The sequence below is a fragment of the Serratia sp. NCCP-200 genome (assembly GCF_059697885.1).
The window spans coordinates 270,693-284,278 of sequence record NZ_BAAKUJ010000005.1 but is presented as its reverse complement, the minus strand read 5'-3'; the positions used below and the strand labels follow the sequence as shown (position 1 = coordinate 284,278).

Here is a 13,586-nt window from a genome sequence, read left to right as displayed (position 1 = left end):
GTGTGTGGCGCCCTTAAAAACTCAGAAATCCGGTTCTACGCGAAAATGCATCGGGGTCTGGAACGCGGGATGGGTGATACGCAACTCTTGTGCGTGCAGTTGCAGGCGCGGTGCCATCGCCTTGGCCTCTGGCGGGGCGTAGAAGCCATCGCCGAGAATGGGGTGACCCAATGCCAGCATATGAACGCGCAATTGGTGTGAGCGCCCGGTGATGGGCAGCAGCTTGACCCGTGTGCTGCCATCCGCGTCCCGGGAAAGCACCATATATTCGGTCTGCGCAGCCTTGCCGGTTTCGAAACAGACTTTCTGCAAGGGCCGGTTCGGCCAGTCGCAAATCAGCGGTAAATCCACCAACCCTTCATCCTGTGCCATATGCCCCCACACGCGGGCGATATAGCATTTTTTCGGCTCGCGCTCGCGGAACTGGCGTTTTAGCTCACGCTCGGCGGCCTTGTTCAATGCCACCACGATCACCCCGCTGGTAGCCATATCCAGGCGATGCACGGATTCTGCCGCCGGAAAGTCTGCCTGGATACGCGTCATCAGGCTGTCCTTGTTCTCCGGAGCACGGCCAGGCACGGAAAGCAGTCCGCTAGGTTTGTTGACCACGATGATGTGCTCATCCTGATACAGCACGTGCATCGGATCTTGCGGGGGATTGTAAGGTTCCATGTTAGCTCCGCTGAGAAGGGCAAACCGGGGAGCCTTGGCTCCCCGTTGTGTGGATCACTGGTGCGTCACTACTACCAGGCGAATAGCATCCAGCCGCCACCCCGCTTCGTTGAGGTTAATCAGCACCTGCTTGCGGTTGAACTCCAGCGCTTCGACTTCGTCATCACGGATATTCGGGTTAACCGCTTTCAGGGCTTCCAGACGTGCCAGCTCGGTGCTCAGCTTGTCATCGGCCTCTTGCTTGGCCTGTTCGATCAGGGCGCGCGCCTGTTCTTCCACCAGACTTTCTGCCTGTTGCAGCATCACGTGTACCTCTTGCTGCACCGCATTGACCAGCTTGCTGGAAGTGTGGCGATTGACCGCGTTCAGTTGGCGGTTAAAGCTTTCGAACTCGACCTGTGCCGCCAGGTTGGTTCCCTTGCGATCCATCAACATGCGGATCGGCGTTGGCGGCAGGAAGCGGGTCAACTGCAGGTGTTTAGGGGCCTGTGCCTCAACCACATACACCAGTTCGACCAGCAGGGTGCCCACCGGCAGTGCCTTGTTTTTCAACAGGGAAACCGCACAGCTCCCGGTGTCGCCGGAGAGGATCAGATCCAGCCCGTTGCGGATAATTGGATGTTCCCAACTGACAAACTGGGCATCTTCACGCGACAGCGCCTGCTCGCGATCAAACGTCACGGTGCAGCCATCTTGCGGTAGCCCAGGGAAGTCCGGTACCAGCATATGGTCGGACGGGGTCAGGACGATCAGGTTGTCGCTGCGGTCTTCCTGGTTGATGCCGACGATATCGAACAGGTTGAGCGCAAAGCTCACCAGGTTAACGTCGTTGTCCTGCGCCGCAATGGCTTCCGCCAGCGCCTGCGCTTTGTCACCGCCGTTGGAGTGCATTTCCAGCAGACGGTCACGGCCCTGTTCCAGCTGCGTTTTCAACTGTTTGTGCTGCTGGTTACAGGCATGGATAAACTCGTCCAGACCTTCCTGCTCGGTAGGGGAGGCCAGGTAGCCAATCAGTTGCTCATAGCAGCTGTCATAAATCGGCCGGCCGGTTGGGCAGGTGTGCTCGAAGGCATCCAGCCCTTCATGGAACCAGCGGCCCAGCACGGCCTGAGCGGTGTTTTCCAGGTACGGCACCATGATCTGGATATCGTGCATCTGGCCAATACGATCCAGACGGCCAATACGTTGTTCCAGCAGATCCGGGTTGAACGGCAGATCGAACATCACCATCTGGCTGGCAAACTGGAAGTTACGCCCTTCCGAACCGATTTCGGAGCACAGCAGTACCTGCGCGCCTTCTTCCTGTGAAGCGAAGTAGGCGGCGGCGCGATCGCGTTCGATAATGCTCAGCCCTTCGTGGAACACGGCGGCGCGGATCGCTTCGCGCTCGCGCAGCACCTGCTCCAGTTGCAGAGCGGTCGCGGCCTGGGCGCAAATCACCAGCACTTTCTCATGACGGTTGGCGACCAGATAATCCAGCAGCCACTCAACGCGCGGATCGAAGTTCCACCAGGTCGCATTCTCCCCTTCGAACTCCTGATAAATCTGTTCTGGGTAGAGCATGTCGCGGGCGCGGGCTTCGACGGTTTTCTTGGCGCTCATGATGCCGGACACCTTGATCGCCGTCTGATATTGCGTTGGCAACGGCAGTTTGATCTGGTGCAGGTGACGGCGTGGGAAGCCTTTTACGCCGTTACGGGTATTACGGAACAGCACGCGGCTGGTGCCGTGGCGATCCATCAGCATGGTGACCAGTTCCTGGCGCGCCTGTTCGCTGTTGTCGGTATCGCTGTTGGCCGCTTTCAGCAGGGGTTCAATGTCCTGCTCGTCGATCAGCTCGCCCAGCAGGTTCAGCTTGTCATCCGCCAGACGCTCGCCGCTCAGCAGCAGCGTCACCGCATCGGCTACCGGACGGTATTTCTGCTGATCGGTGACAAACTCTTGGTAGTCATGGAAACGGCTGGGATCCAGCAGGCGCAAGCGGGCAAAGTGGCTTTGCTGGCCAAGCTGCTCCGGGGTTGCCGTCAGCAGCAGTACGCCCGGAATGTGCTCCGCCAACTGTTCAATCACCTGATATTCACGGCTCGGCGCTTCTTCGCTCCAGGCCAGATGGTGAGCTTCGTCTACCACCAGCAGATCCCAGTGGGCATCAGCCAACTGCTCAAGGCGCTGCTTGTTGCGACGCACGAAATCCAGCGAGCAGATCACCAACTGTTCGGTTTCGAACGGGTTGCTGCTGTCGAGCATCGCTTCGGAATAGCGGCTATCGTCAAACAGTGAGAAATAGAGGTTGAAGCGACGCATCATTTCAACCAGCCACTGGTGTTGCAGGGTTTCCGGCACCACGATCAGCACGCGTTCGGCGCGGCCAGCCAGCAGTTGCTGATGAATAATCATCCCGGCTTCGATGGTTTTACCCAGGCCCACTTCATCGGCCAATAGAACGCGCGGTGCATGGCGCTGGCCGACCTCGTAGGCGATATGCAATTGGTGCGGGATCAGGCTGGCGCGCATGCCACGCAGGCCGGCGAACGGCAGGCGATACTGCTCGCTCTGGTATTTGCGGGCGCGGAAACGCAGCGCAAAGCGATCCATGCGGTCAATCTGACCGGCAAACAGGCGGTCTTGAGGTTTACTGAAGGTCAGCTTGCTGTCCAGCAGCACTTCACGCATAGCGACGCCGCTTTCCTGGGTATCCAGACGCGTGCCGATATAGGTCAACAGTCCGTTATCCTCTTTGACTTCCTCCACCTGCAACTGCCAGCCTTCGTGGTTGCTGATGGTGTCGCCCGGGTTAAACATCACGCGGGTGATTGGCGAGTCGTTTCTGGCATAGAGGCGGTTTTCACCGGTTGCGGGGAAAAGCAGGGTGACCATGCGCACGTCCAGTGCTACCACGGTTCCCAGTCCCAATTCGCTTTCCGTATCGCTGATCCAGCGTTGACCAAGTGTAAAAGGCATAGTTTGTCGGCTCGATTCTTATTAAGTAAGTCTTGCTACCCGGCAGATAAGCCCTGGGTAACCTGTTTCAACTGCTTGCTATTCCCGGCATCTTGCCTGCCACCGCGTTGTTACCGGTTGGCGAGCTTTATTTTCATTTAGCGGGTAATAGCCTGTTACGCCAGACGTCTGGTGACGGCATGGCGACAACGATGTTGTGAATAGTGGTTCAGAATTTGGGAAGGGCGCTATGGTAATGGAAGGCGGCGCATTCGTCACCTGTAAAACCCGATGATTTTTTCTTCCCAAATGCCGACTAACACCAGTAAAAAGAAAGGGTTTCCCCATGGGGTGGTATTACCCCCAGCTTTGACCGCTCAGAACAGGCCTATCTGCCTGGTTACCAACGCCGAAAAATCGTCGTACAGGAAGGGAAGTATAGCGTCTGCCACCGGTTGCAGCTGGCGTTCGAGATAATGATCGTAATCGATCGCGGATTGCCGGGTTTCCAACGGCTCTGGCCCGGCTAGCGTCATTACATAGCTGATCCAGCCACCGTTCTGATATTGCAGCGGCCGCCCCTGTTGACGATTATAGTCATCGGCCAGCCGGGCTGCTCGGGCGTGTGGCGGGACATTGCGTTGATAGTCGTCCAGCTTGCGCCGCAGGCGTTTGCGGTACACCAGCCGGTCGTCAAATTCGCCGTTCAGCGTTTTGGCCACGTAATCGCGCACAAAGTCCTGATAGGGCTGGCGCTTGAAGATGCGTTGATAGAGCTGCTGCTGAAACTGCTGCGCCAGCGGGGTCCAGTCTGTGCGTACCGTTTCCAACCCTTTATACACCATCTCTTCACTGCCGTCCGGTTTGCTGATCAACCCGGCGTAGCGTTTTTTGCTGCCCTGCTCGGCACCGCGGATGGTGGGCATTAAAAAGCGGGAATAGTGGGTTTCAAACTCCAGCTCCAGCGCATTTTCCAGCCCATATTGCTGTTGTAGATGCTGCTGCCACCATTGATTGACGTGATCGAGCAGCTCGCGGCCAATCTCGGCGGCCTGCTGTTCACTGTGGGCCTTTTTCAGCCAGACAAAGGTCGAGTCCGTATCGCCGTAGATCACCTGATAACCTTTAGCTTCGATCAACTCCCGCGTCTGGCGCATGATCTCGTGGCCGCGCAGGGTGATCGAAGAAGCCAGCCGGGGATCGAAGAAGCGACAGCCGCTCGATCCCAGCACGCCGTAGAAGGCATTCATGATGATCTTGAGCGCCTGCGACAGCGGTTTGTTGTTGTGGCGTTTGGCCGTTTCGCGCCCCTGCCAGATCTGGCGAACAATTTCGGGAAGGCAGTGTTTGGTGCGGGAAAAGCGAGCCTGGCGAAAACCCGGCACCGAGTTTTCATCATCCGGGTGCTGCATGCCTTCTACCAGCCCGACGGGATCGATCAGGAAGGTGCGGATGATCGACGGATACAGGCTTTTGTAATCCAGTACCAGCACCGAATCATACAGGCCGGGCTGTGAATCCATCACAAAGCCGCCGGGGCTGTGCTCTTCCGGCAACTCCCCAAGGTTGGGGGCCACATAGCCCTGACGATGCATGCGCGGGATATAAAGGTGGTTGAAGGCCGCGACCGAACCGCCGCTGCGATCGGCCGCCAGGCCGGTCACGGTGGCGCGCTCAAGCAGGAAGGTCAACAGTTCGGCTTTGGCGAAAATGCGCGTCACCAGCTCGCAGTCTTTCAGGTTATAGCGGGCCAGAGCGGGTTTATCTTCGGCAAAACGGCGGTCTATTTCCGCCATCCGCTGGTAAGGATTGTCGATCGATTTCCCTTCCCCAAGCAGCGTTTGCGCCACATATTCCAGGCTGAAGGACGGGAAGTTCCAGGTGGCCGACTTCAGCGCCTCGATACCGTCGATAATCAATCGCCCGGAGGCCGAGGCGAAGAAGTGGTTTTGCTTAAAGCCGTGCTCGCGCCACTCCAACAGGTTACCGCCACGGCCAAAGCGCAGGGGGATCTGATACCGCTCGGCGTGTTTTTGCAGTACCCGCAGATCGAACTGCACCAGGTTCCAGCCGATAATGGCGTCGGGATCGTGCTGCTCAAGCCATTGGTTCAGGCGTTCCAGCAGCTGTGGGCGGCTGTTGCAATATTCCAGCTCGAAATCCAGCACCTCAGTGCCGCCGTTGGCAGGTCCGAGCATATACACTTGGCGCTGGCCACAGCCTTCCAGCGCGATGGAGTAAAGCTCGCCATGGGCGGTGGTTTCGATATCCAGTGATACCAGCTTTAGAGTGGGGCGGTAGTCTGGGGCAGGCTTCATCTGGCCGTTGAGCCACAGGCCATGACCGTCGGGTTGACCGTTGAACCACACCGGAGCGGTGATAAAGCGCTCCATCAGATAGCGTTCCGGCGGGCGGATATCGGCCTCAAACACGTTGACGCCTCCCTCCTTGAGCAGCTTTTCCAGCTTGATCAACTGACGGTGCTGGCGGCAATAAAGGCCCATCACCGGACGGGAATGGAAATCCTGCAGCGGCAAGGGTTTCAGCTCGACATGACGCTCTTCACGCAGCAGCAACTCGGCCCGCTGACGCTGTTCGGCGGGAATGAATGCCACGGAGGTCTGTGGGGCCAGCCGTAGCCGTTGTGGCCCGCTATCGGTTGCCAGCCAGAACTCAACTTCTGTCCCGGCGGGCGTATCACGCCAATGGCGAGTGAGTAAGAAACCCTGTTGTAGAGATGTCACTAGTTCCTGAGCATCGATGATCTATAGATGTTTATAGTATGGGTTTTTATACAGTGATTGTCTATTACTGGCCGGATTGGCTAAATCTACATACAATTCAACGATTGACTCCCCCTGGCCCGCGCCGGACAATCCTTCGCCCATATGTTTAGCATACCAACAGAGGTTTAATGGAAGCCTATTTACAGCAGTTGATCACCCAGTCATTGGCTTTCACCCTGGTGGTGGTCATGTTGGTGGCGTTCCTGGAGTCGCTGGCGTTGGTCGGTTTGTTATTGCCGGGCACGGTAATGATGGCCAGTATTGGCGCACTGATCGGCAGCGGGCAGGTGGACTTTTATATGGCCTGGGGGGCGGGCATTGTCGGTTGTCTGCTGGGGGATTGGATCTCCTACTTTATCGGCCGGGCCTTCAAGGGGCCGCTTCACCGCTGGTCGTTCCTGAAAAAGAACAAGGCGATGCTGGATAAAACCGAGCATGCGCTGCATCAGCACAGTATCGTTACCATTTTGATCGGTCGCTTTGTTGGCCCGACGCGCCCGCTGGTGCCGATGGTAGCCGGCATGCTTGATCTTCCTCCCTACAAATTTGCCCTGCCAAATATCATCGGTTGCCTGACCTGGCCACCGGTCTATTTCTTCCCTGGTATTCTGGCGGGAGTCGCGATCGATATTCCTGCTAGCGCCAACAGCGCGTTGTTCAAATGGCTGTTGTTTGGCGTGGTGGTGCTGGTCTGGCTGGCGGCCTGGCTGAGTTGGCGCTGGTGGCGTGAAGGAAAGCGCAGTGCCGATAAGCTGACGCGCTGGCTAACGCCGAAGCGGCTGCGGTTGGCCTGTATTGCTAGTTGGGGAGGGGCGCTGGTGTGTTTCTATTACATGCATCAGCAGGCGTTGATGCCGGTATATCGACACCTGTTGTGGAAAGTGCTGGCGGGCTGATGTCAGGCGTAAAAAAACCGACTGGTGAGGTCGGTTTTTTATTTTCCGATTCAGAGATGGAGACTCTGACCGGTTGAAGCCGCATTCATCTAACCGGATCAATTTTATCTTTGATACCCTCCAATGTCAAAAGCTCAGAAATCGGATATCTAGTATGTCATGCCTTGGGCTGGTTAAGATACAAGCAGCGGGTTAGCGCTGTTGCTGCCTTTACTTCGGTGTGCGCATGTACCTCTTCAAGCCCTGGTCGGGTGTACGGGGGGTGCCGTTATCCGATGCTCTGGCCGGAGTGAAGCCGCATTTATCTAACAACTGAGTGCTGCGCTGTGACAGGCAATGTAAGGGTAAGCGGAGGTGGCTCACTCCATGTTATGGAGAAAACGGGTGATTGATATCGATAAGGCAATCATCGTTCTTGGGGCGCTGATCGCGTTGCTGGAACTGATCCGTTATGTGCTTCAGTTACTGAACTGATAACGGAAACGTAGCTAAGGCCGGGGGCTAACCACTTCCCGGCCTTTAACATTCAGCCGCGAAAGCTTACTGGAAGAAAGCCTCCAACTGCTCAAACACCCGCATATCTTCGTTATGGCGTTTCACCTGTAATACATCCTCCAGCTTTTCAACCTGGCTGATCATCTGCACCAGGCGCTGATCGTCGGCTACCAATAGCCAAATGCGGCTCTGGGTCCCATCCTTCAGCGGCATACACAAAATACCTTCCACGTTAAAGGCACGGCGGGCAAACAGGCCGCAAACGTGGGTCATTACGCCCGGATGGTTCCGTACCGCCAACTCCAGGATCACCTGTGGATTCTTTTGTAGTGATTGCATGGCTTATTCTCCAATCATTTCGATGTTGGCGGCACCTGGTGGCACCATTGGGTAGACTTTTTCGTTGATATCGATCAGCGCGTGGATCAGGCAAGGGCCAGGGCGTTGGATCGCGGCCAGCAGCGCAGCCTGTGGATCTGCCTCGGCATTCAAATCGCAGGTGTCCAGGCCAAAACCGGCGGCAATTTTCAGGAAATCTGTACGCTTTGGATAGGTGGCGGCAAAGATATGCTGTTGATAGAACAGCGTCTGCTGCTGGTGTACCAATCCCAAGGCCTGGTTGTTCATCAGGATGATTTTCACATCCAGATTATGCTCAACGGCGGTCGCCATCTCCTGAATATTCATCATCAGGCTGCCGTCACCGGAGAAACACAGTACCTTGCGCTGAGGCTCTGCCAGTGCAGCACCAATCGCAGCAGGCAAACCAAAGCCCATGGTACCCAAACCGCCGGAGGTCAGCCACTGGCGCGGGCGGCTCAGTGGATAAGCCTGGGCTACCCACATCTGATGCTGGCCTACATCGGTGGTGATAATGGCGCTTTCGTCCACGCAGCGTGCTGCGGCCTTAACCAGCCCGTAATGGCTCAATGGATCTGCCACGTTTGGCATGTTGATCGGAAATTCACGTTTCAGATCGTTAACGGTGTTCATCCATTCGGTACGCGGCTGTGCTTCGATCATCGGTAACAGCTGTTGCAGCACCTGGCCGACGTCGGCATGGATGGCAATATTGGCCTGTTTCACCTTACCCAGCTCGGCACGGTCGATGTCCACGTGGATAATCTTGGCATTCGGGCAGAATTGCTCGGTTTTACCGATTGCCCGGTCGTCGAAGCGGGCACCCAACACGATCAGCAGATCGGCTTCTTGCAGGATAAAGTTGGTGCTGCGCGCAGCATGCATCCCCAACATACCTAATGACAGAGGGTGTTCTACCGGCATTGCGCCCAATGCCATCAGCGTCATGGTGGTTGGCAGGTTGGAACGCTCAGCCATTTCCAGCGCCGGTTTATGGGCTTCTGCGCAGATAATGCCGCCGCCCAGATACAGAATAGGCCGCTTGGCCTGGTTGATCATGGCCGCAGCCTGTTCAACCTGCTTGCTGTCAAAGGCCGGTGGTGCGTCTGGTACGGCCATTGGCGGTAATGAATCCCACTCAATTTCGGCGGTTTGCACGTCTTTCGGGATGTCGATCCACACCGGGCCTGGGCGGCCGGATTCGGCAATGCGGAACGCGTCGCAGATCACCTGCGGCAGATCGCTGACATCGCGGACCAGATGGTTGTATTTGGTGATGGGGATGGAAATACCGTAGGTATCCACTTCCTGGAAGGCATCGGTGCCGATCATTGAGGAAGATACCTGGCCGGTGATGCAGACCAGCGGGATTGAATCGAGCTTTGCGTCGGCAATGGCGGTCACCAGATTGGTGGCTCCCGGGCCGCTGGAAGCGATACAGACCGCCGCCTTGCCGTTGGTACGTGCCATGCCCTGCGCCATAAAACCGGCCCCTTGCTCGTGGCGGGCCAGCACGTGCTGGATGACGGTGCTTTGGCTCAGAGCATCGTACAGCGGCAGCGCTGCGCCACCGGGAATGCCTGCAATAGTGGTGATACCCTGACGCTCCAGCAGATGCACGATCAGCTGTGCGCCGGTAATACGTTGGCCTTGGTGTGGCGTGCCCGAAGTTGCCATGTGCCTATCCTTTTCTCTGGGCCGGTTAGCTTTTCTGGGCAGGGGGACTAAAACAAGAAACCCCGCCCGGTTTGCGCCGGCGGGGTTTGGGAATCGATGCGTTGATTCGGACCCTACGGCGCGTTGCCGACGACCACCACCACACGCACGACGACCACCGCGGCTGGTAGCGCGGTTGTTAGTAGGGTCGAGGTCAGCGAGGATGCGATCACAGGGAGCCTTATCATCAGTAGTAAAACACAGAATTTTATAAAACCACAGGTGCAAAATTCGCACAACAGGTTTATTGGTTCAGCATAAAAAACGCGTGGTAGATCACGGTTTAACCGGAATACCCAACACCTTGGCTTCCGGTGCGCTACCGCTTACCAATGCCTGCGTCGGGCCGTCGTAATAAATCCGGCCATCCACGACCAGCAAGGTACGCGGCGCGATGCGGGCGGCATCCTCAAGATTGTGTGAAACCATCAGCAGCGTGAGTTGGCGCTGGTCGCAGACGTTTTGCAGCAGTTGCAGCATCTCACTGCGCAGTGCAGGATCGAGTGCAGAGAAAGGCTCGTCGAGCAGTAGGATCGGCTGCTGGCGGATCAGGCAACGCGCCAAGGCTGCCCGTTGCCGTTGCCCGCCGGAAAGCTGTGACGGCAGGCGCTGCAGATGCCCCTCCAATCCGACCTGTTGGGCAATCTGTGCCAGTTGTTCTTGCTGTGTGGCGGTTAGGCGCAGCCCAGGATCCAGCCCCAGGCCGATGTTTTGCCTGACCGTCAGGTGGGCAAACAGGTTGTTTTCCTGAAACAGCATCGACACCGGGCGTTTGGCAGGTGGCGAAGCGGTATGATCGCTTCCGTTGAGCCACAGTTTACCGCTGGCCGCCGGCAGGAAACCCGCGATCAGGCTTAGCAAGGTGCTTTTTCCTGCGCCGCTAGGGCCTAGTACCGCGACATGTTCTCCCGGCTGAATGCGCAGGTCAAAACGCATCGGCAGGTGTTCGTACAGATAGGTCAGTTTTTCAAGCGTCAGCATGGCGGCCCGGTAAACGTTCAATCAGAGTAAACAGCAGGAAACAGAGCAGCAGTAGCAGCAGGGCGGTCACGGCCCCATCGTTGCTACGGTATGCGCCAATCTGCTGATAGAGATAAAAAGGCAGAGTACGGAACTGCTCGTTGCCGAACAGCGCTACCACGCCGAAATCGCCAATCGACAGCACACAGGCAAAAGCCAAAGCCTGCGCCAGCGGGCGTTGCAATGCTTTCAGCTCGATCCAGCGCAGCCGCTGCCAGCCGTGGATATCCAGCGATAAGCAGAGCGGATTATAACGCTCGGCTAGATCGCGCATCGGATTTTCCAGCACTTTCAGCGCGTAGGGCACCGCCATCAACGCATTGGTGAGGATCACCAGCGCATACGGCGACTGCGGCAGCCCAGTGGTATCGCTTAGCAACAGGAAGAAACCGGTAGCCAGCACAATACCCGGCATCGCCAGGATCACCATGCCGCTCAGTTCCAGCGTTTGGCCCCAGGCGGCCCGTTGCCGCAGCTTCAGTTCACGGCTGCTCCACAGCAGCATCATGGTCAATACGACACATAAAATACCCGCCCCAAGTGCGATGCGCAGTGAGGTGAACAGGGCCTGCCAGAGAATGGGCTGTTGCAGCACGGTGACCAGCGTTTGGTTGGCACCGTCGATGATCACCGCCAGCAACGGAGGCAACAGCAACAATAGCGCTGCGGCAATCAATAGCGTATCGCTAATGCGTCGTCCCAGGCTGTCCTGCGGATCGCGCCAGCGCTGGGCGTGGGTATGGCCAACCGGTAGAGCCTGGCTCAAACGCTGGCTGAGCACCACCAGCCCCAGGCAACAAGCCAGTTGGATCAGCGCCAGCAGCGCAGCGCGGCTGAGATCGTAGTCGTAACTCAAGGCCTGATAGATCGCCAGCTCTATGGTGGTGGCCTGAGGCCCGCCGCCCAACGACAGCACGGTTGCGAAGCTGGCAAAACACAGCATAAACACCAGGGCCCCACTGGGGAGGATCTGGCGGCGTAACGCAGGCCATTCCACAAAGCGGAACTGCTGCCAGCCGTTCATTCCCAGCTGTGCGGCCAGTTGTCGCTGCTCGGTGGGAATGTTCTCCAGCGCCTGTAGCAGCAGGCGGGTGGCCAGTGGCATATTAAAGAACAGATGCGCCAGCAGAATACCTTGCAGGCCATAAGGCGAAAAACTGTAGTTCACGCCCAGCCAACCACACAGCGTTGCCAGCCAGCCTTGCCTGCCGTAGACGCTCAGCATGCCAAACACCGCCACCAGCACCGGCAGCACCAGCGTCATGGCGCACAGGCGCAGCAGCAGGGTGCGGCCAGGGAAGCGCCGTCGGTAAAGCGCCCGGGCCAGCCAGATGGCAGGCACTACCGAGATCACGGCGGAGAGCAGTGCCTGCCAAAAGGTAAAGCGCACTACGTGCCAGAGGTAGCTGTCTTGCCACAGGCTACGCCAATCGCTTTCCGGCGCATGACGCCACAGCGAGCCCATGGCCGCCAACGCGATCAGCAGGATCAGACCGGCGGCCATCAGCCCCGGCCATAACCAGCGGGGGATCAGTGGCTGACGGCGGTTTGCCATGCCCGGATCCAGTTACCACGCTGTTGTGCCACTTCCTCGGCGCTGAATTGTAATGCCGTTTGCGGCACGGTGATCTGTTCGAAACCGGCGGGCAGTTCCGTCTTGATCACCGGGTACATCCAGTTGCCAGTGGGAATGGTGTTCTGGAAGGCCGGGGAGACCATAAACTGCATGAAGCGCTCGGCCAGTTCTGGCTGTTTGCTGGCCTTTAGCTTGCCAGCGACTTCGATTTGCAGGTAGTGGCCTTCACTGAAGCTGGCCGCCGCATAGAGGTCTTTTTTCTCTTCGATCAGATGGTAGGCGGGGGAGGTGGTGTAGCTCAGTACCATGTCGCCTTCCCCTTTCAGGAACAGGCCGTAGGCTTCACTCCAGCCTTTGGTCACGGTGACGGTTTTCTTCGCCAACTGTTGCCAGGCGAGCGGTGCTTCGTCGCCATACACTTTCTGCATCCAGAGCAGCAGGCCAAGGCCAGGTGTGCTGGTACGCGGATCCTGATAGATGATCTTCAGGGGGCGATCGCTGCTCACCAACTCTTTCAGGCTGGTCGGCGGGTTCTTCAGCTTGTCTTTGTTGTAGACGAAAGCAAAGTAGCCATAGTCGTAGGGAACGAAGGTCTGGTTGTGCCAGCCACCGGGAACGGTGAGCTTGCTAGTATCGACTTGGCTGGCGGTGAACAGATCGGTTTGCTGCGCGGCTTGCAGCAGGTTGTTGTCCAGGCCCAAAACCACGTCGGCGGCGCTGTTCTTGCCTTCCATTCTCAGGCGGTTGAGTAACGACACGCCGTCTTCCAGCGCCACGAATTTCAATTCGCAGTCACATTCGGCCTCAAAGGCTTTTTTTACCGCAGGGCCCGGGCCCCAGTCGGCAGCGAAAGAGTCGTAGGTGTAGACCGTCAGCGTTGGCTTGGCCAGGACCGGCATCGCCGCTAGCAATAATAAACAGGGCAGGTATTTTTTGACCACTTTGCACTCCTAATAATAAAGGGGCAAAGGTATCTGAGGGCTGGGTTAACGAAGGTTAACTCGCCATGCTCAAATCCCTCCGCCGGTATTGACCGGATCAGGTTCGACGGGTGTGCTCTCAGCGGAAAACCGTTGGCCAAAAATTGGCGGGTTCTCCGCACCCCGTTGAGTCGGCGCTATTGTA

11 protein-coding genes and 1 riboswitch are annotated in these 13,586 nt (G+C 57.5%); of the genes, 2 read left to right on the top strand and 9 right to left on the bottom strand.

Annotated elements, in window-relative coordinates:
- Positions 1 to 21 precede the first annotated feature (21 nt).
- From rluA to AC6HVW_RS17825, 3 genes are all read right to left on the bottom strand, one after another.
- A complete protein-coding gene (gene rluA / locus AC6HVW_RS17835) occupies positions 22 to 672 on the bottom strand; it encodes a bifunctional tRNA pseudouridine(32) synthase/23S rRNA pseudouridine(746) synthase RluA (protein WP_071682162.1) in 651 nt (216 codons plus the stop codon).
- Positions 673 to 726: 54 nt separating this feature from the next.
- Positions 727 to 3,633 carry an RNA polymerase-associated protein RapA gene (rapA, locus tag AC6HVW_RS17830; RefSeq protein ID WP_497569574.1) on the bottom strand — a complete coding sequence of 969 codons (2,907 nt, stop codon included), beginning with the start codon at positions 3,631 to 3,633 and terminating at the stop codon, positions 727 to 729.
- A 356-nt stretch (positions 3,634 to 3,989) separates the two neighbouring features.
- Positions 3,990 to 6,356, bottom strand: coding sequence for a DNA polymerase II (locus tag AC6HVW_RS17825; protein ID WP_071682164.1), 2,367 nt, complete (start codon positions 6,354 to 6,356; stop codon positions 3,990 to 3,992).
- 170 nt (positions 6,357 to 6,526) lie between these two features.
- Between AC6HVW_RS17825 and AC6HVW_RS17820 the strand changes: the two genes are divergently transcribed.
- Both AC6HVW_RS17820 and dinQ read left to right on the top strand, forming a co-directional pair.
- Entirely contained in the window at positions 6,527 to 7,294 is a 768-nt protein-coding gene (locus tag AC6HVW_RS17820; RefSeq protein ID WP_021179284.1) for a DedA family protein, read from the top strand.
- Between the two features lie 366 nt (positions 7,295 to 7,660).
- Complete coding sequence (gene dinQ, locus AC6HVW_RS17815; RefSeq protein ID WP_102026040.1) at positions 7,661 to 7,768, top strand: damage-inducible type I toxin DinQ; 108 nt, start codon at positions 7,661 to 7,663, stop codon at positions 7,766 to 7,768.
- Between the two features lie 66 nt (positions 7,769 to 7,834).
- On the opposite strand, the gene ilvN is transcribed toward dinQ, so the two are convergent.
- The 6 genes from ilvN to thiB form a co-directional block, all read right to left on the bottom strand.
- On the bottom strand, positions 7,835 to 8,128 hold the full coding sequence (gene ilvN / locus AC6HVW_RS17810) for an acetolactate synthase small subunit (protein ID WP_021179286.1): 294 nt from the start codon (positions 8,126 to 8,128) through the stop codon (positions 7,835 to 7,837).
- A gap of 3 nt (positions 8,129 to 8,131) precedes the next feature.
- Positions 8,132 to 9,826 carry an acetolactate synthase large subunit gene (gene ilvB / locus AC6HVW_RS17805; protein ID WP_071682165.1) on the bottom strand — a complete coding sequence of 565 codons (1,695 nt, stop codon included), beginning with the start codon at positions 9,824 to 9,826 and terminating at the stop codon, positions 8,132 to 8,134.
- A 113-nt stretch (positions 9,827 to 9,939) separates the two neighbouring features.
- On the bottom strand, positions 9,940 to 10,053 hold the full coding sequence (ivbL, locus tag AC6HVW_RS17800; RefSeq protein ID WP_193569011.1) for an ilvB operon leader peptide IvbL: 114 nt from the start codon (positions 10,051 to 10,053) through the stop codon (positions 9,940 to 9,942).
- 88 nt (positions 10,054 to 10,141) lie between these two features.
- Positions 10,142 to 10,846: a thiamine ABC transporter ATP-binding protein ThiQ gene (gene thiQ / locus AC6HVW_RS17795; protein WP_071682166.1), complete on the bottom strand. Its 705-nt coding sequence runs from the start codon at positions 10,844 to 10,846 to the stop codon at positions 10,142 to 10,144.
- Complete coding sequence (gene thiP / locus AC6HVW_RS17790; RefSeq protein WP_071682167.1) at positions 10,833 to 12,440, bottom strand: thiamine/thiamine pyrophosphate ABC transporter permease ThiP; 1,608 nt, start codon at positions 12,438 to 12,440, stop codon at positions 10,833 to 10,835. The genes thiQ and thiP overlap by 14 nt, the downstream gene beginning before the upstream one ends.
- Positions 12,416 to 13,402, bottom strand: coding sequence for a thiamine ABC transporter substrate binding subunit (gene thiB / locus AC6HVW_RS17785; RefSeq protein ID WP_071682168.1), 987 nt, complete (start codon positions 13,400 to 13,402; stop codon positions 12,416 to 12,418). Before thiB ends, thiP begins: the two co-directional genes overlap by 25 nt.
- A 56-nt stretch (positions 13,403 to 13,458) precedes the next feature.
- A riboswitch (TPP riboswitch) is annotated at positions 13,459 to 13,577 on the bottom strand.
- Positions 13,578 to 13,586: the final 9 nt, after the last annotated feature.

What these genes read in the sequence shown, in the direction of transcription:
- rluA (WP_071682162.1), bottom strand. Translation starts at nt 672, where the DNA reads ATGGAACCTTACAATCCCCCGCAAGATCCGATGCACGTGCTGTATCAG.
- rapA (WP_497569574.1), bottom strand. Translation starts at nt 3,633, where the DNA reads ATGCCTTTTACACTTGGTCAACGCTGGATCAGCGATACGGAAAGCGAA.
- AC6HVW_RS17820 (WP_021179284.1), top strand. Translation starts at nt 6,527, where the DNA reads ATGGAAGCCTATTTACAGCAGTTGATCACCCAGTCATTGGCTTTCACC.
- dinQ (WP_102026040.1), top strand. Translation starts at nt 7,661, where the DNA reads ATGTTATGGAGAAAACGGGTGATTGATATCGATAAGGCAATCATCGTT.
- ilvN (WP_021179286.1), bottom strand. Translation starts at nt 8,128, where the DNA reads ATGCAATCACTACAAAAGAATCCACAGGTGATCCTGGAGTTGGCGGTA.
- ilvB (WP_071682165.1), bottom strand. Translation starts at nt 9,826, where the DNA reads ATGGCAACTTCGGGCACGCCACACCAAGGCCAACGTATTACCGGCGCA.
- ivbL (WP_193569011.1), bottom strand. Translation starts at nt 10,053, where the DNA reads ATGATAAGGCTCCCTGTGATCGCATCCTCGCTGACCTCGACCCTACTA.
- thiQ (WP_071682166.1), bottom strand. Translation starts at nt 10,846, where the DNA reads ATGCTGACGCTTGAAAAACTGACCTATCTGTACGAACACCTGCCGATG.
- thiP (WP_071682167.1), bottom strand. Translation starts at nt 12,440, where the DNA reads ATGGCAAACCGCCGTCAGCCACTGATCCCCCGCTGGTTATGGCCGGGG.